Source organism: Floricoccus tropicus (assembly GCF_001832905.1).
GTDB lineage: Bacteria > Bacillota > Bacilli > Lactobacillales > Streptococcaceae > Floricoccus > Floricoccus tropicus.
The window spans coordinates 1-22,976 of the sequence record NZ_MKIR01000023.1; the positions used below are offsets into that span (position 1 = coordinate 1).

26 protein-coding genes are annotated in these 22,976 nt (G+C 30.4%); 6 read left to right on the forward strand and 20 right to left on the reverse strand.

Going from position 1 to position 22,976, the window contains the following annotated elements:
- Window positions 1–51: 51 nt before the first annotated feature.
- Window positions 52–1,164 carry a hypothetical protein gene (locus BG261_RS07360; protein WP_070792709.1) on the forward strand — a complete coding sequence of 371 codons (1,113 nt, stop codon included), beginning with the start codon at window positions 52–54 and terminating at the stop codon, window positions 1,162–1,164.
- A gap of 33 nt (window positions 1,165–1,197) precedes the next feature.
- Window positions 1,198–2,256, forward strand: a complete 1,059-nt coding sequence (locus tag BG261_RS07365; protein WP_070792710.1) for a hypothetical protein — start codon at window positions 1,198–1,200, stop codon at window positions 2,254–2,256.
- A 32-nt stretch (window positions 2,257–2,288) separates the two neighbouring features.
- On the opposite strand, the gene BG261_RS07370 is transcribed toward BG261_RS07365, so the two are convergent.
- Both BG261_RS07370 and BG261_RS07375 read right to left on the reverse strand, forming a co-directional pair.
- Window positions 2,289–3,122 (reverse strand): alpha/beta hydrolase, encoded by an 834-nt coding sequence (locus BG261_RS07370; RefSeq protein WP_070792711.1) that lies wholly within the window; start codon window positions 3,120–3,122, stop codon window positions 2,289–2,291.
- Entirely contained in the window at window positions 3,122–3,979 is an 858-nt protein-coding gene (locus BG261_RS07375) for an alpha/beta hydrolase (RefSeq protein ID WP_070792712.1), read from the reverse strand. The genes BG261_RS07370 and BG261_RS07375 overlap by 1 nt, the downstream gene beginning before the upstream one ends.
- Before the next feature lie 187 nt (window positions 3,980–4,166).
- Between BG261_RS07375 and guaA the strand changes: the two genes are divergently transcribed.
- Window positions 4,167–5,693, forward strand: coding sequence for a glutamine-hydrolyzing GMP synthase (guaA, locus tag BG261_RS07380; RefSeq protein ID WP_070792825.1), 1,527 nt, complete (start codon window positions 4,167–4,169; stop codon window positions 5,691–5,693).
- Window positions 5,694–5,834: 141 nt separating this feature from the next.
- Window positions 5,835–6,296 (forward strand): pyridoxamine 5'-phosphate oxidase family protein, encoded by a 462-nt coding sequence (locus tag BG261_RS07385; RefSeq protein WP_070792713.1) that lies wholly within the window; start codon window positions 5,835–5,837, stop codon window positions 6,294–6,296.
- A gap of 277 nt (window positions 6,297–6,573) precedes the next feature.
- On the opposite strand, the gene BG261_RS07390 is transcribed toward BG261_RS07385, so the two are convergent.
- The 10 genes from BG261_RS07390 to BG261_RS07435 form a co-directional block, all read right to left on the reverse strand.
- On the reverse strand, window positions 6,574–7,344 hold the full coding sequence (locus BG261_RS07390; protein WP_070792714.1) for a hypothetical protein: 771 nt from the start codon (window positions 7,342–7,344) through the stop codon (window positions 6,574–6,576).
- Window positions 7,345–7,446: 102 nt separating this feature from the next.
- On the reverse strand, window positions 7,447–7,902 hold the full coding sequence (locus BG261_RS07395) for a GNAT family N-acetyltransferase (protein ID WP_070792715.1): 456 nt from the start codon (window positions 7,900–7,902) through the stop codon (window positions 7,447–7,449).
- A gap of 238 nt (window positions 7,903–8,140) precedes the next feature.
- Entirely contained in the window at window positions 8,141–8,596 is a 456-nt protein-coding gene (locus tag BG261_RS07400) for a hypothetical protein (RefSeq protein WP_070792716.1), read from the reverse strand.
- Window positions 8,597–8,615: 19 nt separating this feature from the next.
- Complete coding sequence (locus tag BG261_RS07405) at window positions 8,616–8,825, reverse strand: hypothetical protein (protein ID WP_070792717.1); 210 nt, start codon at window positions 8,823–8,825, stop codon at window positions 8,616–8,618.
- A 26-nt stretch (window positions 8,826–8,851) separates the two neighbouring features.
- Window positions 8,852–9,352 carry an AAA family ATPase gene (locus tag BG261_RS07410; RefSeq protein WP_070792718.1) on the reverse strand — a complete coding sequence of 167 codons (501 nt, stop codon included), beginning with the start codon at window positions 9,350–9,352 and terminating at the stop codon, window positions 8,852–8,854.
- Window positions 9,353–9,428: 76 nt separating this feature from the next.
- Window positions 9,429–10,040, reverse strand: coding sequence for a cadmium resistance transporter (locus BG261_RS07415; RefSeq protein ID WP_070792719.1), 612 nt, complete (start codon window positions 10,038–10,040; stop codon window positions 9,429–9,431).
- Window positions 10,041–10,170: 130 nt separating this feature from the next.
- Window positions 10,171–10,575 carry a potassium channel family protein gene (locus tag BG261_RS07420; protein ID WP_070792720.1) on the reverse strand — a complete coding sequence of 135 codons (405 nt, stop codon included), beginning with the start codon at window positions 10,573–10,575 and terminating at the stop codon, window positions 10,171–10,173.
- A gap of 109 nt (window positions 10,576–10,684) precedes the next feature.
- Complete coding sequence (locus BG261_RS07425; protein ID WP_070792721.1) at window positions 10,685–11,272, reverse strand: nucleoside triphosphate pyrophosphohydrolase; 588 nt, start codon at window positions 11,270–11,272, stop codon at window positions 10,685–10,687.
- An 85-nt stretch (window positions 11,273–11,357) separates the two neighbouring features.
- The gene (locus BG261_RS07430) at window positions 11,358–12,128 is read right to left on the reverse strand and encodes an ABC transporter permease (RefSeq protein WP_070792722.1); all 771 of its coding nucleotides are present in this window, start codon (window positions 12,126–12,128) and stop codon (window positions 11,358–11,360) included.
- Window positions 12,121–13,056 (reverse strand): ABC transporter ATP-binding protein, encoded by a 936-nt coding sequence (locus BG261_RS07435; protein ID WP_070792723.1) that lies wholly within the window; start codon window positions 13,054–13,056, stop codon window positions 12,121–12,123. The genes BG261_RS07430 and BG261_RS07435 overlap by 8 nt, the downstream gene beginning before the upstream one ends.
- A 260-nt stretch (window positions 13,057–13,316) precedes the next feature.
- Here BG261_RS07435 and BG261_RS11500 point away from each other — a divergent pair, with 260 nt between their 5' ends.
- Window positions 13,317–13,463, forward strand: coding sequence for a hypothetical protein (locus BG261_RS11500; protein ID WP_158007189.1), 147 nt, complete (start codon window positions 13,317–13,319; stop codon window positions 13,461–13,463).
- A gap of 54 nt (window positions 13,464–13,517) precedes the next feature.
- Here BG261_RS11500 and BG261_RS07440 read toward each other — a convergent pair whose 3' ends face one another.
- From BG261_RS07440 to BG261_RS07470, 7 genes are all read right to left on the reverse strand, one after another.
- Complete coding sequence (locus tag BG261_RS07440; RefSeq protein WP_070792724.1) at window positions 13,518–14,870, reverse strand: aldehyde dehydrogenase family protein; 1,353 nt, start codon at window positions 14,868–14,870, stop codon at window positions 13,518–13,520.
- A gap of 114 nt (window positions 14,871–14,984) precedes the next feature.
- Window positions 14,985–15,626, reverse strand: a complete 642-nt coding sequence (locus BG261_RS07445) for a GNAT family N-acetyltransferase (RefSeq protein WP_070792725.1) — start codon at window positions 15,624–15,626, stop codon at window positions 14,985–14,987.
- Window positions 15,627–15,750: 124 nt separating this feature from the next.
- On the reverse strand, window positions 15,751–16,098 hold the full coding sequence (locus tag BG261_RS07450; protein ID WP_070792726.1) for a GNAT family N-acetyltransferase: 348 nt from the start codon (window positions 16,096–16,098) through the stop codon (window positions 15,751–15,753).
- A gap of 427 nt (window positions 16,099–16,525) precedes the next feature.
- Window positions 16,526–17,104, reverse strand: a complete 579-nt coding sequence (locus BG261_RS11505; protein WP_158007190.1) for a GGDEF domain-containing protein — start codon at window positions 17,102–17,104, stop codon at window positions 16,526–16,528.
- A gap of 563 nt (window positions 17,105–17,667) precedes the next feature.
- Window positions 17,668–18,414 carry an EAL domain-containing protein gene (locus BG261_RS07460; protein ID WP_070792728.1) on the reverse strand — a complete coding sequence of 249 codons (747 nt, stop codon included), beginning with the start codon at window positions 18,412–18,414 and terminating at the stop codon, window positions 17,668–17,670.
- Between the two features lie 133 nt (window positions 18,415–18,547).
- Window positions 18,548–19,429 carry a hypothetical protein gene (locus BG261_RS07465; RefSeq protein WP_070792729.1) on the reverse strand — a complete coding sequence of 294 codons (882 nt, stop codon included), beginning with the start codon at window positions 19,427–19,429 and terminating at the stop codon, window positions 18,548–18,550.
- Between the two features lie 20 nt (window positions 19,430–19,449).
- Complete coding sequence (locus BG261_RS07470) at window positions 19,450–19,902, reverse strand: 8-oxo-dGTP diphosphatase (protein ID WP_070792730.1); 453 nt, start codon at window positions 19,900–19,902, stop codon at window positions 19,450–19,452.
- 173 nt (window positions 19,903–20,075) lie between these two features.
- Here BG261_RS07470 and BG261_RS07475 point away from each other — a divergent pair, with 173 nt between their 5' ends.
- The gene (locus tag BG261_RS07475) at window positions 20,076–20,879 is read left to right on the forward strand and encodes an alpha/beta fold hydrolase (RefSeq protein ID WP_070792731.1); all 804 of its coding nucleotides are present in this window, start codon (window positions 20,076–20,078) and stop codon (window positions 20,877–20,879) included.
- Window positions 20,880–21,673: 794 nt separating this feature from the next.
- Here the strand turns inward: BG261_RS07475 and BG261_RS07480 are convergent.
- Complete coding sequence (locus tag BG261_RS07480) at window positions 21,674–22,975, reverse strand: extracellular solute-binding protein (protein WP_070792732.1); 1,302 nt, start codon at window positions 22,973–22,975, stop codon at window positions 21,674–21,676.
- Between the last annotated feature and the right edge of the window lies 1 nt (window position 22,976).

The window sequence follows — 22,976 nt, forward strand, 5'->3', positions numbered from 1 at the left end:
TAACCTAATTTTTAACATATAATATAATTAACAAAAACAGGAGAAGCAACTATGACAAGCAGAAAAAAATTAATTTTTTATCTACTACTATTGTCGTCTTTTTTTACAATACTAATACTACCGGTTTATTTTAAAACTTTTTCTTATTTTACTAATAGTAAGCCTAAAATGGAAGTATCAGGATTTAAAGATTCAAAGTATAATTTTGCTATTTTTGCTGAAAATAAAAGAATTTCTTTTAATCTAGAAAATGGAAAACTTGAAAAGGTTGAAGAAATCAAGCCTTCCGATAAAAAGTATCATTTTTTGAATGAATCGTTCTCAAAGTTAGATAATTTCTCATTTACAAGAACATTTGATGGCTTGAGAACTGATACATACTTAGCAAAGATAGGTCAAGACCTATCTGTAAAGCTTGAAAAACCAGAAAACTTTGATGTTTCATCAATGACAACAAGTGATAAATATTTTTATCTAGCGATAAAAGATTACATCTATCAGTATGATGAAAACTTTAAAATAATAAATAAGGTTAAAAACTCGTCAAATTTAAATTCAATGAAAATTATTGATGGAAAATTGTATGGACTGGCACCTTTTTTTGAGAAAAATGAATTAATATATTATGAGTTAATCGTTTTCGATGAGAGTCTTAAGAAAATAGATGAAATTAAACTTGAAAAATTAGATGAAAACTCAACTTACATGGATATGGTTTTCTATAAAGACAATATATATATTACAGAAACCTATAATGAAAGAGATTCTTCAGGAAAACCAAATCCCGGAAATAAAATTTTGGTTTATAACTTAAAGACAGCTGAGCAGTCATCAATTGAATTAAAGTATCCGTATCCTAATCAAATCTATATTGATGAAATTAATGAAAATCTGATCATTCAAAATTTAGAATACTATGTTCCCGAAGACATATGGACTGTATACTCATTGAAAGATGGTAAAGAGCATCAAATTAAGCTTGTCAAATATAGATTACCTAAAGAAGAACTTTCAGAACCTTTCTTTACTCAAAAAGATGGGCTCTACTACTTCTTAATGACGGATTCAATTGTTGAAGTGGATGGTAAAGACATGAAAGAACATTCTTATTCATTTAAAGATTTTGACATAAAATCACCCTACGCTCTTCTGCTTGAAAACTAATAAATTTTAATAAACAAAACAGGAGAACCAACTATGAAAATTATAAAAAAATATTTCCCACCTTTTCTGATCATAATTATTTTTCTCAGTATTCTTATATTAATATTACCAAAGAGCAGGGATAAGGGACTGAAAAATACTGAATATGACTTTGGAATTATTGCTTATGATAAGCGCATTTCATTCAAAATTTCTGGTGATAAATTAGAAAAAGTTAAAGAAACTAAACCTTTTAGTAAAAATTATACCTTACAAAAAAATCCATTCCTTAAAATAAAAGACTCTTATTACACAAAAACTTCTGATAGAGCAAAGGAAGGAACTGAACTTGCAAAAATTGAAAATTCACTTGCAGTAAATATTACTAAGCCAAAAGATTTCAGTATTAATACATACACAAGTGATAATAAATATTTTTACTATACTACTCATAACAAAATTGTAAAACTTGATGATAATCTAAAGGAAATTAAAAGTAGTGATTATAAAAATAATCTTTATTCATATCAATTGGTTGCTTCAAACGATTGTTTATATATCCTTGATGACCGTAGAATATTTAAGTATTCAAACAATCTAGACTTTATTGAAGAAATACATCCTTCTTCTTTTGATAAAGCTGCATCATATACAAATATGGCCTATTCAAAAGGCAAATTATATATATCAGAAAATCTTAAGGAAAAAAATTCTTCTAATGGACAATATGAGGGATCAAATAAAATTATAGTTTATGATATAGAAACTAAGGAAGAAAATACGATTGAGCTACATTATCCATATCCTATGCAAATATATGTTGATGAGGTAAATGATAATTTGATAATCCAACATTATGAACTTTATGTTCACGAAGATGTATGGACTGTATATTCATTAAAAGATGGTAGTCAACAACAAATTGAACTTGGTAAATATAGATTAGCCGACGAAGAACTTTCAGCACCTTTCTTTACTCAAAAAGATGGGCTTTACTACTTCTTGATGTCGAACTCAATTCTTGAAATAAGTGGTAAAGATATGAAAGAGAAATCATATTCCTTTAAAGATTTTGATATAAGTTACCCCAATGTGCTATTAATCGGAAAATAAAAAGCTTCTAGATTTTCTAGAGGCTTATTTTTTTACCATAAAAATTCTGTGACAATTTTATCTACATCTTTGTTTTCATGTAACTTACTATGTTGAGCATTCTCGCCCTTAAATTCTTTTTCTTGATAAGATTTAACATTTCCGCTTACAAGGTATTTAAAGGACTGGGAAGAATCTATATCAACACTACCATCTGACTTACTTCCATCATCTAAATCACCATATATATTCAAAATTTGAAGTTCAGGATTGACCATTTTTTCTCTGTTTTCAAACATATATTGATATGATTCATTTTCTTTGAAGGCAGGCTTTCCATCAGCTGTCACTCCTCTACCTTCATTATCATAGTCATATCCCTTGCTTCCATTTAATGGTGCCGCGATTCCAACTTCTTTTACTAAAGTAGGACTTGATTCATTCGCATCTTCAATCAAATAATAAGAAAGTACATTATTTCCCATTGAATGTGCCACTGAATTAAATTTAGCAAAATCATGTTCTTTTCTTACTGCTTCAATAACAGAGCTATACCATTTTGCCACCAATGAAAAATCAGCATTGCGATTATCCTCTATTACTACTTGAATTATTGGCTTTTCTACTCCATCTTTCCATTTTCCTGATAGTTTTACCTTACCATCAGGATCAACTTTAGCAGTAATCACCTTCTTTGCGCCGGAATTTTTTTCGGCGTAATCAATCATACTGTTTGTTGAATTTGCAGTACCACTCCAGCCGTGAAAATAAAAAGTAGGTATCACATCTTCCTCGTTAATCTTAGTTGAAGTTTCCTTTTTGCCTGTACAAGCTACCAAAAGAAAGATAGCGATTAAGCTAATTATACTTGTAAAAAATTTTCTCATTATTGTGCTCCGTTCTCACTATTTTGCCACAAAAAGCTATTTATAGCTTTATCTACCTTTGAATTATGATGAAGTAAGCTATGCTGCGCCATACCACCTTTAAACTCCTCTTCCTTATATGAAAGAGCATATTGATCTGCTAAGTATTTAAGGGATTTTGCCGCCTCAGCAGTTACACTTCCATCAGAGTTGCTTCCATCTTCAAGATTTCCATAGATGTTTAAAATTTCAATTTGGTTCTTAGGGAATCTATTGACATTATCCATGAAATATTGATAATTAGGAGTAATTATTTCAGGTTTACCATTTTCATCTAATTTATTCTGATTTGGTTCGTCATTCATACCTATAACCCCATTTATAGGGGCAGCAATAAATACTTCTTTTTTCATTTTAGGAAAATTAGATTCCCCTGTATTATCTAAAAGCATATATTGAAGGATCGAATTGGACATTGAGTGACTGACTGTGTTGTATTCTTCGAAATGATGTACTTTATTTACTTCTTGTATTACATTTGCGTACCATGCTCCTAAAGTCTCGAAATCTCCATTTTTATTATCTTCAAGTACAACTTGTATGATTGGTTTGTCAATATCTTCATCCCAAGAACCATCAAGTTTAACATTTCCACTTGGGTCTACAGTTGCCTTGAAAACTTTCTTGGCACCCGAATGCTTCTCAGCGTAGACAATCATATTGTTAGTTGAACTAGCTGTACCACTCCATCCATGAAAGTAAAAAGTAGGGGTTGTATCCTTTTCATAATGATTTGGGTTACCTTTTCGGTTATAAAAAATAAAAGCTGATCCAACGGCTAAAAGCACTATTAATATAGTAATTAAGAACTTCTTCATTAAATTTTTTTCCTTATTATATTCTTTGTGAAATTTATCATATTTTATTAACTCTATAATAGCAAAAATGTACCAATATTTCCGTTTATTGCTACTGAAAATTTTGGGCATTTATGTTAATATAGAAAGAGTTAATAGATATTTAGGAGGAATAACCTTGACTACAACCTTTGACGACGCTCAAAGCATGCAAAAGATTATCGTACTAGACTACGGTAGCCAGTACAATCAATTGATTACTAGACGTATTCGTGAATTTGGAGTTTTCTCTGAACTAATGAGTCATAAAGTATCAGCTGATGAAATTCGTGAAATTAATCCAATCGGAATCATTCTTTCTGGTGGACCAAACTCTGTATACGATGATGGTGCTTTCGGAATTGATGAAGAAATATTTAAACTTGGAATTCCAGTTCTTGGAATTTGTTATGGTATGCAACTAATTACTCACCTTCTTGGTGGTAAAGTTGAATCTGCAGATAACAGTGAATATGGTAAGGCTATTCTTACTCACACTGATGATGCCGTTCTTTTCGCTGGAACTCCTACTGAACAACAAGTATGGATGAGCCATGGTGACTTGGTTACACAAGCTCCTGAAGGTTTTGAAGTTGTGGGAACTAGTGATGATTGCCCTATCGCTGCTATCCAAAATCTTGATACTAACTTCTACGGAGTTCAATTCCACCCAGAAGTTACTAACTCAATTTACGGTAACGACCTTCTTAAGCATTTCGCATTAGAAGTATGTCACGCGCGTGGTGACTGGTCAATGGATAACTTCATTGATATGGAAGTTGCTAAAATTCGTGAACAAGTTGGAGATAAAAAAGTATTACTTGGACTTTCAGGTGGTGTTGATTCATCAGTTGTTGGTGTACTTCTTCAACGTGCTATCGGTGACCAACTTACTTCAATCTTTGTAGACCACGGTTTACTTCGTAAAGGTGAAGCTGAGCAAGTTATGGAAACACTTGGTGGCAAATTCGGACTTAACATTATTAAAGTTGATGCTAAAGAACGTTTCATGAGCAAACTTGACGGTGTTGATGATCCAGAGAAAAAACGTAAAATCATTGGTAATGAATTTGTTTATGTATTTGATGATGAAGCTACTAAGCTTAAAGGTGTTGACTTCCTTGCACAAGGTACTCTTTACACTGACGTTATCGAATCAGGAACTGAAACTGCACAAACAATCAAGAGTCACCATAACGTAGGTGGACTTCCTGAAGATATGCAATTCCAATTAATCGAACCACTTAATACTTTATTTAAAGATGAAGTGCGCGAACTAGGAATCCAACTTGGTATGCCAGAAGAAATCGTTTGGCGCCAACCATTCCCAGGACCAGGTCTTGCTATCCGTGTTATGGGAGCAATCACTGAAGATAAACTTGAAATCGTACGCGAATCAGATGCTATCTTACGTGAAGAAATCGTAAAAGCAGGTCTTGATCGTGATATCTGGCAATATTTCACAGTTAACACAGGTGTTAAATCAGTTGGTGTTATGGGAGATGGCCGTACATACGATTATACAGTAGCAATCCGTGCTATCACTTCTATCGATGGAATGACTGCAGACTTTGCACAAATTCCTTGGGATGTACTACAAAAAATCTCAGTACGTATCGTAAATGAAGTTGACCACGTTAACCGCATAGTCTACGATATTACAAGTAAACCACCAGCAACAGTTGAGTGGGAATAAAATTTTATATATAAAAAACAGTAGTTTACTTATTTCAGGTACTACTGCTTTTTTTATTTCCATTTAAATGTTTTCTTAATAATCTTCTTGAAAAAGACCATACGTTCTTGTATGATTATAAAAAAAGGGGAGATTATATTTATGAATTATTCTGAGGAACTTGAAAAGACTTTTTTTAGGATTTCCAAAAAAGGAATAGCTGTTATTGCTACTTCATACAAGGATGATATTAGCATTCGTCCCGTTAGTGTTGTATTGTACGATGGAAAGATTGCATTTCAAACAAGTACCAAACTTTTAAAGTACCAACAAATAAAAAAGAATCCTCATGTCGCACTTTCAGTGGATAATATTTCAATTCAATGTATTGCAACCATAAAAGATCACCCCTTGAAAGAGAAAATTTTTATAGATTTATTCAAGAACAAACATAAAAGTTCTTTTGATAACTACTCACATATGAAATCAAATCGTGTAATTGAGCTTGAACCTTTAAAAATTCAAAGATGGGATTATATAGACAAAGAACCTTACATCGTAACACTTAATCTAAAAGAAAAAACAATTCAAAAAGAACGTTATCAACATGATTTAGAAGACTAAAAAATTAAGTAAAGCTCAATATAACTGAGCTTTTGTTAGCAAATTCTCAACTACCCGTCTCAAGCAAACACAAGAAACAAAATCTTGAACTAAGTTGCAAGTCAGATATAGTTGCTAATGAACTCTAGGAGTAACCAAAAAAAATGATACGAATTTATGCCAATACTCGCTTACTTTTTAGCTTTAATGAATAGAGTAGCAATAAAAGAAAAAATAATACTTAGAAACACCTGAACTTTTAGCTTCAGGTATTTTTAAATGTCAAAATTTTGTCTAATCAAAATTCGTATGTAATTCCTTCCTTATTTTTTATATCAATAAAATTTGCTCTACTCCATAACCATAGTGGTGTATGAAGATCAGATGGAATATACGGTGTATCATACAATAATTCTTCCCACCTTTCAGCTACTATCTGTCTAATATTATTTTTATTTATCTCAGAGTCTTCAATAATTCCTAATTTTATACTAGATTGTATTATATGTGTATCAGGTATAATAGAAATATTTTCCAATTTTTTAAATTTTAAATCTGTATATTTAGATAAAACAAAGAGCCAGTAATTCATTATCTTTGGACCTGATAAATATGGGTACTTTTTTTTATTTTGATTAATATGTTCCTTTATAAGTAAGATATTATACTCATTATCACTAAACATATTTTCTATTTTACCATCAAATTCTTCTTGTATAGTTTCACATAGTCTTTTCCAAATATCTATCTGTTTATTAGACTGTAACGCTACCTTATACTTAGTTAGCTTATATCTTAAGTCATCAAGAGACATTGATATTACTTTTTCTGGTAAAAATACATCATTTGTTTCAGGGTCGTGATATGTTTTGTTAGCAGCCTCCCAAAGTTTAAAAGAATTTCTTTGATAATTTAAAGCCATAGGCAATGTAAAATACAATGTATTATTTGTATCATTCTTTTGTAATTTTGGATTATTATCCTCAGGCATAATAAATCCACCTAAATATCCTTTATCATAATATGATAGCAAATCTTTTATAAATTCTATTAATATTTCTTTCTTCATACCTGTCCCTTACTTTATATAAATAATAAAACTTATTTAATATATTAATTTTTATTTCACTCCGATTATAGATTCTTTAGATAATTTAAGTTTACTATGACTCTAATCATCTAACTCTTTAACAACAATCATTTCATTATCACAGTTTTCATTTATACGGTCTTCAATATACCCTAAATTAAGATATAATCTTTTGGCATTTATATTGTCTAGGCAATAACTTGTATAGAGTTTTTCATATTTTCCATAACTTCGGACCAAGTCTTCTGCTAGCATCATTGCTTGCTTTCCATAACCTTTCTTTTGTTGATTTTTGTCAATCATAATTCTCCAGATGGTCATTGATTTTTCTTCGTCTTCTGTATAAACTAGTAAGAAGCCAACTGGTTTTGCGTCAAAACAAATTGCATATGGAAATACATCACCATCATTTCGATATAAGTAACACTCAGCCAAACTACGTACGTTGGGAGCAACGAATAGTTTCTGACTATCTTCAACTTCTAATTTTATAACATCTTTAAAATTTTCTTCTGTAATTTCGTTTAAAGTAAGCATGATTTTCCTAATTCTATTATTTATCTTTAGATACTATTTATATATATCATTTGATAATCAGTTTATAATAATTTATAATAACAATATATTATAAATTACAAAAATCCATGGAGGTATACAATGAATTTAGCTATTTTGTTAATAATTTTTTGTATTTTATTTGCTTTATTCCTTTTGTTTTCAAAAAGATAATTTTTTAAATCAGTCTTTGAACCTTTTGTTTGTCTAATATAACTATCTAAAGACTATCTATAATACTTAAGTCCTCTATTGATAAGCAACCACGTATACTATCAGAAGGATCTATCAATTTTAAATTAATAGGTAATTTATTTATTCCTTTTGTACCTTCTTTGATATCATTATCAGCAAGTATTACGATATCGTCAACATTTTCATTGCAAAATTTAATTATTGCATAGAGCTTATTCCATTCATAAGCTTTTGGATTTATAAAAGATAGTCTTCCTTCAGTTTTAAACCCTATTACTCTCTCAATTAGGCTACAAACGACAGGTGGTCGACTTGTACACCAGATAATCTTTATATCGTTCTTTGAAGAATTTCTAAGCCAGTCAGCAATGTGATTGGGTATTCCTAATTCTATGCCCATACTATCAATAAAAATGGCATCATTTCTCTTATATAGCCATGGTGAAATGGTGTCGTCAATATCTAATAAAAGAAATTTCATTAAATTATCTTATACCTTTCTATTCAATGCTTGTATCATTTCTTTCAGCATGATTTTCACTCAATCTAGATTCTCTTAATTTCTTGAACTTCATTCTTCTTTTCTCTTTTTTCCCAATTTTCTTTGGAGGTACTATAACATACATATTTATTGGTCCATCAGCATATCCAATTATACCCTTCTTGAATTGCTTCATCTTCTTGCGTATTTTCTTTTGGGGTCTTACCATGTTAGTTCTCCTTACTTTATTTTAAATTAGATAATCTTGGTTAATAATTTTTCCACTACTTGATTTACTGAATTATTTGTTACATCAATTTTTTCTGATGAAACTTGGTTATAGTTTTTTATACGGGCTATTGATTCTTCAATTGAATTCTCATTTCTTAAGCCAAGGGATACATCTTTTAGAATATTTTCTCTTAATTTATTTTCATTAGATATTAAGGAAAATGAATAGAATTGAGTTTTTGAGATGTTAAGTTCAGATAATACCTCGTTTATAATTTCCTGCCTATCCATGACCCAACAAAAGATTACATATTCAAAATCAGGATTTTCGAGGAATGAATTCAATAGAAATTGGATATTTTTTACAACCATTTTCTTATTAGCTTTGTTATAGTTTGCTGGATTCATCATCCAACACCAATCACCATCTAGAAAGACGGATTTGTCTAACTTTTTCATTAATTCTGTGGAAACTGTGGTCTTGCCTATGCCCATTGGTCCACCTATAAAAATTAACTTTTTCATATTATCACCATTATTTTTTATTATAATTGTATTATATCAAAAAAAGCCATTCTAAGTTGAACGACTTTTTGAATTTCTATAATAATCCACTACTTACAATAATATAAATTCCAAGTCCGATTAATGTTAATGGTATAAAGATATGTCCATATTTGTTTAAGACATTTTTAACGGCTGGAATATTAGCAAATTTGTCACCCAAGAAGCACCAGATGCCTATCATAAGAATAAATACTATTACGTTTAAACTAATCTGACTTGATGACTCTTGGCTAAATATAGGAACATATACTCCAATATTATCTGCTCCACTCGCAATAGTAATCAAAGCAATTGATATAATGGGAAACTTCCCCATCTTAGAAAGAGAATTTTTACTTTTCTGGCTTTTACTATTCCCTTTATTTTCTTTCTTCTCTTTATCCTCTTTATAGCTATCCCATATGGTCCTCACGCCTAAAAATATAGGAATTAACCCTAAGATACCTATATATTTTTGAGGAAAAGATTTTAAACCATTTACAATCAAAATACTAACTAAAAGTAATGCTATTAATCCAATATACTGACCAATAACTATGTCTTTTTTCTTCAAAGAACTTCCGACTGAAAACAAGAGCATAACTAGAAATAAATCGTCCAAATTTGTAGCAACGAAAGATAAAATACCTGTAATAATTGTTGACATATTTCTACCTCCTACAATATTAAATATTGTTTAATTCTAGCATAGTATATGTGTTATTGCTAATATTTATAGATATGTAGAACATAATTAAACTTAGTTGTTTGTAAAAAAATAAGTTATTGAGTTACATTTATTTTATTTTATCATCTGCTTCTACGTTACCCAAATTATTTTCTTTCTCATCATGTTTTTTGTGGTGATGATGACCATGATGCTTTTTATTATATATATATGATTTTGCGACTGTTGTAATGAACATTGACATAAGCCCTAATCCTACTATTACATAAACCATTGTAAATATTTTACCAAGTGTTGTTGCTGGTGCATAATTACCATAGCCTATTGTAGTCAGTGTCATGAATGAAAAATACAATGAATCAATTACTGAGAATTTCTCAACTGTTGAATAAAAAATTGTTCCACTAAGTAAGGTTATTGAAATCATAAAGAGCAACGCTCTTGTTTCTTCCTTTTTCCAAATAACAATAAAGGAATCGATAACTTTTTTAGATGCAATTATTAATGATAGCATTTTTACTCCTTTTAAAATGAACTATGTATATTCTAACAAATTAATAAATCATTTAAAATAGCAAAAAAGCTCCAACACATAATATGTTAGAGCTAAATTGAAAATTTATTTATTCTTCTACTTTTATTTCACCTGATAAATATCCCAACAATGAATAAATATCATCCTCAGTCATTACAAGTGAACGAGATTCTTTAGCATTTACTACTGCCAGGACATAAATGCCCTTGTTTCTCTCAAATAAACTTGTAGTATTTTCAGGGTCAATTTTCCCTAATGCATCAACAAGTTCATCACGACTTGTATATGTTTCAATACTTTCAAAAATGTTTTTTTCTTTTAATTGACCTACGATATTTTCAACTTTTTTAATAATATTTTTTTCAGTTTTCCAATATATTCCATCTTCAAATGAACCTTTTAGTATTCTTTTTGCATCTTTTACATCATATAGTTCTTCTGTTGAAACATTATATGTTTTCAATAGACTTTCTAGTACTTCAATTAAATCAGCTGCTTCTTCTGTCTTAGCAGATGGTGTTTCAGCACTCATAAATTCTGAAAATTCTTCAATTACTTTTTCTCTAAGAGCAAATTGTAAATCTTCTCCTTGTAACTTATCAAACTCAGCTTCCGGATTGCTTGATTTAATTTTTTCTTGTAAATTATCTCTTACTAATTTTCCAGTTTGTCCCATATGTCTGTACTCCTTTGCTTAATAGCACTATTCTACTATTTTTTTCTTAAATTGTTAATTATAAGATAATATTGCCGAATTTTTCTTAACTTCTCAACCCTTTACCTTTGTTGATTAAATACCAGACAATTGAATATAGGACGATAATAAACACTACTAATATCGACATTGACATAAGTACTGGAACATCTGTTTTTCCTAAGAAACCATATCTAAAGCCTGAAATCATATAGACGATTGGATTTATTTTTGATACTCCTTGCCAGAACGGTGGAAGCATTGAGATGGCGTAGAAGACTCCTCCAAGGTATGTAAGAGGTTGCAAAACAAATGTCGGCACGATTGAAACATCGTCGTATGATTTGGCGAATACTCCGTTTAATAGCCCTGCAAGTGAGAAGAGAACTGTTGTCATTAGGATTGTGATAACAACGATAAACCATGAATGGACGTGTAGGGGAACGAATAAAAGTGAAACAATTGTAACAAGTGTTCCAACAATGATTCCACGTCCTACTCCACCTGCAATGAATCCTAAAATTATTACATTTGTTGGCACTGGAGCAACTAGCAACTCTTCGATATTTTTTTGGAATTTTTGCGAGAAGAATGATGACGATACATTAGCATATGAGCTGGTGATTGCTGACATCATGATAAGGCCAGGCACAATGAATTCCATATATGAGAATCCACCCATGTCGCCGATACGTCCGCCAATCATCTTACCGAAAATGATGAAGTAAAGAGATGTTGTGATTACAGATGGTACGAGTGTTTGTACCCAAATACGCATGTAACGATTTGTTTCTTTAATTGCTAAACTTTTTAAGGCCGTAAAATATAAATTAAACATTTTCTTCCTCCACTTCTTCATTTTCTTCAGTAATTTTAAGGAAGAGTTCTTCTAAACGATTTGATTTGTTACGCATTGACACTACTTCAACTCCTTGTTGATTTAGTTGCTCAAATACATTATTTAGACCTTGATTTCGCTCAACCTCTACCTCAAGTGTTAAGTCATCTTCAAAAGATATATTATAACCTTTAATTTCAGCCTTAGGTGAACCGATAGCTAGGTCTAAAATAAATGTTTCAAATTGGAGTTTTGAAAGCAGTGATTTCATACTTGTATTTTCAATTAGTTGTCCATTTTGGATTATACCAATATTACGACAAAGCATCTCTGCTTCTTCCAGATAGTGGGTAGTAAGAATGATTGTTGTACCATTAGCATTCAGCTCTCTTAAGAAGTCCCACATCTCACGTCTAAGCTCGATATCAACTCCTGCTGTTGGTTCATCAAGAATCAACAAACGTGGCTCATGCATCAAAGCACGCGCAATCATCAATCTTCTCTTCATACCACCAGAAAGCATACCAGCCTTTTCATTTCTTTTATCCCAAAGGTTTGACTGTTTCAAATACTTCTCGCTACGCTTAATTGCTTCCTTACGAGGAACACCGTAGTAGCCAGCTTGGTTGACCACAATCTGTTGAACAGTTTCAAACGGATTGAAGTTAAATTCCTGTGGAACAAGTCCAATCTGTTGCTTAGCCTTAACCAAGTCCTTGTCAATATCATAGCCAAAAACCTTAACAGTTCCAGACGTCTTATTCACTAATGATGTTACTATACCAATAGTTGTTGATTTACCAGCGCCATTTGGCCCTAATAAAGCATAAAAATCACCCTCATCAACAGTCAAATCAAGCCCTTTTAAAGCAACTTTACCTGTTGAATAGGTCTTTTTTAAATCTCTTATCTCAAGAGCAAAAGTCATTTTGGATACTCCTTTTCAAAATAAAATAACAGTTAATATTTGTTCATTGTAAAAAACTCACTTAAATATACTATTCTCATTCACTGTTTTTGTCAAATATCTAATACTTTTATAAACACTTAAGAGTAAGAATAAAAAAATATAAAATAAATTTCTATTCTTCCCAATAAAGATTATTAAAAAATTACATCTTTAATATTTGACTAAGATAATATATAAGCATAGAATTACAGATATAAAGAATAAATGAGGTGATTATCATGGAAAAGAAACATGAATTTGAAGCAGTTGACGCACGCGAAGTTGAAACAAAAAAACGTAAAGAAGAACGCTTAGAAAAACAATCTAAATTTGATCTAAATTCAAAAGAAGAACGCGAACACAAAGCACAAGGTAATAGAAAATAATTAATAAAGCCTTACAAAACTTCAAATTTTGTAAGGCTTTTTATATGATTATTTTTATTTATAAGGAGGATAAAAAGGTTCAAAAGATGTATCAGTTGGTAAATTCAAGACTGATTTCTTATGAGTAAACTCGTCAAAACTAAACTTACCATGATATTGACCTAATCCAGAATTTCCAACACCTGCAAATGGCATCTCTAAATTTAAGGCGTGTGCAATCGCTCCATTGATTACTCCTCCACCAAAAGATACTTGAGATATTACTTTTTTTTGAACTTCTTTATCCTTAGTATATAAATATAAAGCTAATGGCTTTTCATTAACATTCAAAGGTTTAATTACATGCTCTTCAAGCATATTGCCGTTAAAGTCAATAATAGGAATTATGGGACCAAATAATTCTTGTGACATTAGCGAATCGCTCCAATCAACATTTTCAACTATTGTTGGAGATATTTTTAATTCTTTTTCATTAAATTCACCACCGAAAACAATATTGCCGTTAGAATTATCTAATAGATCTTTAAGTCTATCAAAAGACTTTTTATTGACTATCTTACAATAATCACTTGAACTTATCGGATCATTTCCATAGAAATTAATTATTTCTTTTTCCAATTCTTTGATAAACTCTTTTTTTATTTCAGCGTCAATCAAAATATAGTCAGTCGCAACACATGTCTGTCCTGAATTAATAAGTTTTGACCATAATATTTTTTTTGCTGCTTCATTTATATTTGTATCTTTAATTACTATTGCAGGACTTTTACCACCTAGTTCTAAAGTGATTGGTGTTAAATTTTTACTTGCTTCACTCATGATAATTTTTGCTACTCTAGGACTGCCCGTAAAGAAAATATAATCTAATTTTTCACTTAATAATTCAGTAGTTTCCTCTTGTCCACCTTCAACAAGAGCAATATATTTTTTTTCGAAGGTTTCAGAAATCAAATTATCAATAACTTTAGAAGTCTCTGGAGCTAACTCTGAAGGTTTTACAATTGCAGTGTTTCCAGTCATTATTGCATCAATTAAAGGAAGCATGGTTAGCATTATTGGATAGTTATAAGGTGCAATTATAAGCATCACACCGTATGGTTCAGAATATATGGTACTAGTTGAATTTGGAAAAATATTACTACTATCCATAACGTTTAAAGTCATCCAATCTTTCAGATTTTCACGAACATAAGATAAATAGTTTAAGGCAAATCCAGTTTCAAAAATTTCAACCTCAGCTTGAGGTTTATTTAAGTCCTTCATTAATGCTTCATCAATAGATGAACTATATCTTTTTATTGCCTCTTCTAGTTTATTAAGTTGTTCAATCCTATAGTCATAAGATTTGGTTTGGTTAGAAAGAAAGAATTTCCGTTGTTCATCGACTAAATTTTGATACTTACCCATGTTTTTTCTCCTTAAATTTTAATTCAATTATATAATACTCTAAGATTAATTATATATCAAAATATATGAGAAATTACCTTAATATTAAAAAATTTTATTTATTTATTAATCAGTCTAAATAATTAATAAATAAGTATATTCTTCAATTAGTTCATCTATATCATAATTTTCAAGTTCTTCTTCATCAGTGATAAGATAATGTCCCTCATTTAAAAGTGATGCTTTTTGCTCGCCTTGAATATTAAATAAATTTAATTTCTTATTTTCTTTATCAAATTGAAATCTCACAGATGATTGATTTTTTGGTCTTCCAACAACTAAATAATCCTTGCAAATCAACTTGGCACCCCATTTTTTATATAATTCAAGAGTTGCGTCAGATTTTCTTGTAAAAATTGATAATGCTTCGACATTTTTTTCAATCAATTTATTTCGGGCGACTTCAAATAATTTTTTAGCAATGCCCTTTTTTTGAAAATCTGGATGTACTGCTAAATTGGTAAAATATGCCACGGAGTCTCCTTGATAATACATGTAATTTCTACTTGCATCCTCATTATAAATTCCAATATCTAGAATACCCACAATTTGTCCATCAATGACTGCTACAAGCTCAATACTATCTTTGTATATTTCAGGATTAAACCTTGTTTTACTAGTTTCCATATCATCAAAAAACGGAGAAAAGAGATAGCTCAACGCCTTTGTGTAGACCCATTCTTTTTCATCTGTATCTGAATAACTTCTAATTTCCATGTATTTATTTACTCCTTTATAATTATGGTTGATAAATATTTAACTATAAATTCATATTCTTAAATCAAATATTATTTATTTTTACTAAAAAATATTTCAGCCCAAGCTTCTTCAAATCCACATCTTATTGCAACATTTCAGGAAACTCAAGATGTGCTTTAGCTGTAATTGATTTCACTAATTTAGTTGCATATCCTTTTCCTTGATACTCTAGTAAGACACTTATTCCAATTTCAAGAGTATATTTTCCACTTTGATTTATACCTGCCATGGCTACTACTTTATTGTTTGATAGAATCGCTGCTCCTAATAAATCAGGATATTCTTCAGCAAAGCAAAAACATTCTTTGAAGTCATTATTGCCTTTAAAGTTTAAAATATCATCTTTAGATAGAAACTTAACATCATCTTCTATTGGAAAGTATGATTTTAGGTGTGTAAAAAGAAGCATAATTTGAAATCTTACAATCATATTTATTGAGTATTTTTTCTAACTCTTTTAAATTCGATACTTCACCAAACCACTTAGCTTGACACTTCTCATACTTCAACTTTAAATCTTTTACTAAATTTTGATTATCAACTCTACAAATTAATTTCCCAGAATAAACAACAATATTACCAACATCTTGAGTAAAAAACCTTCCACCTAGTTATTTTTCTTTACATACAAAAATATGATTGTTATCAATTATATCAATACCAAAGTCAGTTAAAAACTGTTTTTCTAAAATGTGATTCATAAATTCTCCTATTATTTATGATAAATATGAATGAAACTTCATAGTAGAAATTATTCAATCAAATATCATTTGAGCAATAAGTTTACTTTATATTTTTATATTATATTTTTATTAAAAGTATATCATTTTTTCAGAAAAAAAATCTCAAGAATTAACTTAAGATTTTATCTTATTTAAAAATTCAAATTTATTAAGTGATTCGAATACTTCCTCATATATGTATATTCTATCTCGTCCATCTTCTTTTGCTTTATAAAGTGTCTTATCGGCAAGTTCAACTGCTAAGTTAACACCGTTAAATGTTTTTTCTCTTATTCTCTTTATTCCCGCAGAAAAAGTTACCTTATAATCTGGTGTCTCTTCTTCCTCGTAATATGTCTTTAAATCAACCTCCAATGATATGAGAAAGTTTTTAACTTCTTGAGATCTTTTATTTAAAAAGACAATTACAAATTCTTCACCACCAAATCTAAATATTCTATACTCGGATTCCTGGAGAAACATTTTCATTGTATCTTGCATTATTTGTGAAAAAGTTGCTAGTACCCTATTTCCCTCTAAGTGTCCATAACGATCGTTAAACTTTTTAAAGTTATCTAAATCAAGAATAGAAACGGTATAGTCAGCGTAATCTTTAGATACAAACTCACTGTATTCTTCAAAAGCAGTAAAATTATATGTTCCAGTTAATTTATCAATTTGACCGTTCTTTAATGCTGTATTGATTTCATCCATCTGTCTCTCTTGTAATCTGAAAAACCTTTCAAAAAAATAAATAATTATTATAGAACCAAGAAATACAAGAATTTCAACAGTAAATGCAGTTTTAAAATCCTCTAAATTATAAACAAAGAAATCACATATGATCGTAATAATCGTCTCGACAGTAAGGATTAGAAGTATTTTTACATCTCTGTTTGGAATTTTTGAATTTTCTATGAAAGTTGAAGCAAATAATAATACAACTCCTATTATATACAGTTTTATATCAAGCTTTATTACTACATCATTATTGATTAAAAAATATGCAAATACTAGTGTAGGTGTAGCAATAAAAAGTAATTTACCTTTTTGCTTGGAAATATAATGACTTATAAATATAGCAAGTGTGTACTCATAACAATAGAAACCTAATGATACCGTGGTGAATGAAAGAGTAAAGTATAAATATATTGCATAAATGACCAACAATATAAAGTATCTATGATACATTCTCACATTTGATAATCTAAAATTCTTAATGATCGCATCATAAGATATAAGTAAACTAGTTATGACAGTTGGCATTAAGCAAAATATTACTGAGAGTTGCCACATAATTCTACCTGTTCTAAGTCTTTAAACATTGGCCAATTATAGCCTTGTTGATAGGTTAGACCTCTCTCCAACATGCTTTGACTTAATTCCTTATCTTCAATTCCTTCAATAATAAACCTCTTATTATGTCTCTGAGCAAGATCATACCAAGCAGCAATGAAAATATCAATATCATCAAATTCATGATTTTTAAATGGTAGTAAGGTAAATTTTAAATTTCTGATATTTTCGATATTTCTTAGAACAAATTCTAAACTATATTGACCACATGAGATATCATCAAGTGAAATATCATAGCCAAAGGCTGCAATTTTTTCAATATTTGATACAAATTCAGCTTGGTTATCTTCTATATCAAAATGGTCTCTAAAAGGCTCTGGATGTTCAGTAATCTCTATTATAATATTACTAGAATATTGACTCATATCTTCAAAGAAAGACCATGTGCTTTCAAAATTCAGCTGTACAGGGAAAAAATTAATTGAAAATCTATAATCAGGATGATTATTGATTTGTATTATCAATTCCTGTTTAAACCACTTTAAAAATTCGCTATATACATGATCGTCCATCAATAAATCATTAAATAATTCTGCTGGAAATGAATTATCTTTCTTATTTCTAAGCAATATTTCAAATTCCAAGTATTTTGTTTCAGAATTAAGGTCGACAATTGGCTGAAAAGCGAGACTTAGGTTCTGTATTTCTTCAATTCTGTTTTTTTCCATAAATAAAAATCTCATTCCTTAATAAAATAACTCTTAAAAAAATTATATCATAGGTTATAAATATTATAATAATTCGAGATTTTTCATCTGTACTAATCATATGGGAAAAATTAAAAACAGGATTAAAAAATTATTATTTTTCACTTTTATCATCAGGTTCTTTACTAGCAATTTCATAGTCTTTTGATTCTGGATTAGAGTTTCTACTTTCCTTTTTGTCTTTAGAATATGTCTCATCTCTAGCTTGCTTAATCAATTTTTGATATTCAGATGGATCTAATTGATAATTATCATTATTTTTTTTAAGTTTAAAATTGATTGTTTTTTCTTGATCTGAAAAAGGTGGAACTTGATTCATTTGGCCATAGTAAGTAGAAAACAGCTTCAATTCAATTAATGATTTTGTTTCTTGAGGACTTGTATTGTCTGATTCTCTAATTATGGTATAATCCCCTTCATCACCAAAAACTTGTATTCTAGCACCTTGACTATCCTTAATTTCAGATGCACCTGCTATTGGTCTCATTTTTATAGAAACAAGAGCATATTCTCCATCTTGGTCTAAATTATCGATACTGTAGTCATGAATTTTAGATACATTTTCTAAATATGTTTTAGCGTACTCATTCACTATATCCTCTGCACTATATGTATCACGACCTGAAACTAATTTTAATGTTTGAAAGTCTCCCTGCATACTAATCATGCGTTTTTCTTTATTGACAATCGAACTTAAAAAATCATTTTTCATCTTCAAATATGATTGAGTAAAATATCTATTTACATCATTCTCATTTCCACCATAAATACAGTCTAGGATAGCCTTAACACTACTTGAAATATTTTTTTCTTCATCGTTGTTAACTTTAAAATCTTTATTTTTTGAAGAGCTATCTGTTATTTCCATAGAATTATTAACACTTTCTTCCTTATTATTTTTCTTGCAGGCTGACAAATTTACAGAGACAAGACAAAGTAAAAGAAAATATAAAAATGTTTTTCTATTTCTTCTCATAAATCATAACTCCTTTGTCATTAATATATCTCTATCTGCCAATCATCACCGTCTTGACGATAATAAAATTCACTGAGTTTATCGTCTACAAATATTTTATACATTTCAAGAAAATCATTTGCCAATTCATAATTTGCAAGTTCTTCTTTTCTAATCCAAAATACTTTTCCTTCATCTGATGATTTCAATTCACCAGAAAACTTATCAGTTTTATAGAAAAACACCACATATCTTTCATCATCATTAGTCTGAAATTGCTTGTATCCACATAGGTATGGATTTTGAATAGTGAGTCCTGTTTCTTCCCACACTTCCCTTATTACTGCATCATGGAAAGATTCTTCATGCTCGATATGTCCTCCTGGAAATGTTAGTCCTGGCCAATCTGAATTCATCCTGTCCTGAACCAAGATAAAATCACCATCTTCAATCATACACATATTTGTCAAAATTGCTTTTTCTGCCCGCGCCATATATACCTCCTGTGTTTAATTGATTATACCATGATATGTTATAATATAGTCACTTAAAAATAGACTAATACTTCGTTGACTTATCTCGATGAACTCCAGTTCTATCATCAATTCGTCGCCTCGTCTTACTTCTATTTTAATCAACTATAATTGAAAGATGTTAGGAGAATATTATGTTTTACAGATATCAAGAACTTGAAATGCACTACAAAATATATGGTCACGGTACACCGATTCTGATGATTCATGGATTATCGTGTGATATGCGTCTGATGGTGGGCTGCATGAAACCAATTTTTAAGGATATCGATGGATTTCAACGGATATACATCGATCTACCTGGTATGGGATTATCAAATGCTCCTTTAAGCTTTGCCTCTTGCGATAAAATTCTTGAAGCACTTCTTGCTTTTATTGAAGATAATATTAAAGGTAACTTTATTCTTGCTGGAGAATCGTATGGTGGATATCTGGTTAATGGGATTATCTCTATCATGCCAGAGCGCGTGATTAAGGCAATTGAAATATGTCCAATGGTTGTAGAAAATCATGATGAACGTCGAAAAGCATCAAAAAACTTTACAGATTTTGATGAGGAATTTATGGCTACTCTTTCAGAGCAGAATAGAAAATACTTTTCGAATTTTGCTGTTATTGCAAATAAAGATACATACGACAGATATGCTAGTGATATCATTCCAGGAATTAAGTGTTTTGATAAAAATTTTATTTATATGCTTAGAAAAAATTATTGCTTTTCCTTTGATTTGTATGCAAGACTAGTAGCGTTGAAATTTGATAAACCCGTTCTGATATTTGCAGGTAAGCAAGATACTGCTGTCGGATATGTTGACTTATATGAGGGATTAGTACCACTCTTTCCACAAGCTTCTTTCATTCTATTGAACAAAGCAGGCCATAATCTTCAAATTGAGCAAAAAGATGTATTTGAGGCAATAATTAAAAATTGGTTGTAAAAAGAAGTTCATATGCGAGCTTCTTTTTATGCTGATTTTAATTGGAAATCCAGTATGTCAACGGTACATATTAGAGACCAAAATATTATATGTAAGAAAAAACAAGAGAATTTAATCTCTTGCTTGTAAATTTTTCTTCAATTCTTTAAATCTAAAGCTGTGAGTTTTAATCGCAAGACAATGTATTCGACTTGCTTTGGCTCTTTACTCCTTAATCAGTCATAAAATCACCTACTCCACTGGGTTACGTTGTTCATAGAACTTAACCGACTAAAGTCGTTAGTTCTAGTGGCAGGGCGTCGAAGAACCTTTTTTCGTGCTTCATTTCATTCCATTGTCCATGAAAACTTACAGAACTAAAGTTCTGAGTTTCACTGGCAAGCGTTCATAATTCTTACGAATTATTCCTTGCTACTTCACTTAGGCTTGGATCTCGATAAAACTAACGCAACAAAAAAAGTTGCGAGTTTTAATCGCAACTTCAATGGGTTCGACTTTCTTTGGCTCTTTACTCCTTAATCAGTCGTAAAATCACCTACTCCACTGGGTTACGTTGTCCATAGAACTTAAACGCCTAAAGTCGTTAGTTCTAGTGGCAAGGCGTCGAAGAACCTTTTTTCGTACTTCATTTCATTACGTTGTCCATGAAAACTTACAGAACTAAAGTTCTGAGTTTCAGTGGCAAGCGTTCATAATTCTTACGAATTATTCCTTGCTACTCCGCTTGCGCTTCGATGTCGATAAAACTAACCCAACAAAAAAAGTTGCGAGTTTTAGTCGCAACTTCAATGGTTTTATTGATTCCATGCGTCTTCTAATTGTTTAGCTCCGTCTGTAAACATTTTATCTCTGTCACCTTTATCTGAGTTAGATAAGATGTTTTCCATGATTGTACGTACAGTGTTGTTAAGAGCTGCATTAGAGTTTTGTGTTACTGGGAATGAAATCAAGTTTTCTGTATCTTTTTCTAAGATTGAAGGAATCTTAGTGTTTGGAGAAGCTTGATACTCTTTACCTTTGATTACAGAATCAAGAATTGGCATATATCCTGTATTTTGAGCCCAGTATAATTGAACATCTGGAGTTGATAGATATTTCATGAATAGGAATGCTGCTGTTTTTTGCTCATCAGTTGCACTTGAGAACATGTAAACATCAGTACCTTGTTGAATGTTATATTTGGCAGGACGAACTGCTACTCCATATTCAAATCCAGCACTTTTAGCGTCTTTAGCTACATATGTTTCACCAGCGATTGATCCGACAAACATTGCAACTTTTTGACTCGCAAATGGAACTGACATATATTTATCTGAACCTGGTGTACGGAAGTAACCATCTTTAACTCCATCAGCATAGTAGTTAACTACATCTTTTGACTCTTTGCTATCAAATTTAGTGTCTTTAGTTACATCAACACCTTCATTTTTCATACCAAGTAGGTAGTAGTTAGATAGGGCATCAAAACCAGCACCAACAACTTTTCCTTCTGATTTTTCATAAATTGTTTTTGAAGCTTCTTTAAGTTCTTCCATTGTAGTTGGAACTTTCACTCCATATTGCTTAAGAATAGTCTCGTTGTAGAATAAAGCCTCTGTTGATTTATTAAATGGAATACCATATTGAACATCATTAATTTTAGCACCATCTAATAATGATTCTTTAATCTTTTCTTGGTCTCCCCAACCGATTGTTTTGTCTTCCATATATGGAGTTAAGTCAACAAGTTGTTTGTTTTCAGAAGCATCATATAACCAACCTGGGTAAGCTTGAGAAATCGTTGGCAAATCTTTTGGTGATTGTAAAGTTGAATTAACTTTAGCTTGTAATGAACCGTAATCTTGTTGGTTTTGCAATGTAACTTTAATCTTTGGATTAGCTTTTTGGAAATCCTCAGTAATCTTAGTTAAAGCTTTTTCTTGCGCACCATTCATTGCATGCCAGAATGTGATTGTAGTATCATCTTTGATTTCGGTTACAATATTTGCTTCTTTTTTTGTATCCTCTTTCTTAGAATCACTTTTACTACCACAAGCAGCAAGTGCAGCTACACTTACAACAGTCATTGCGATTGTTGCCAATTTTTTGAGTTTCATT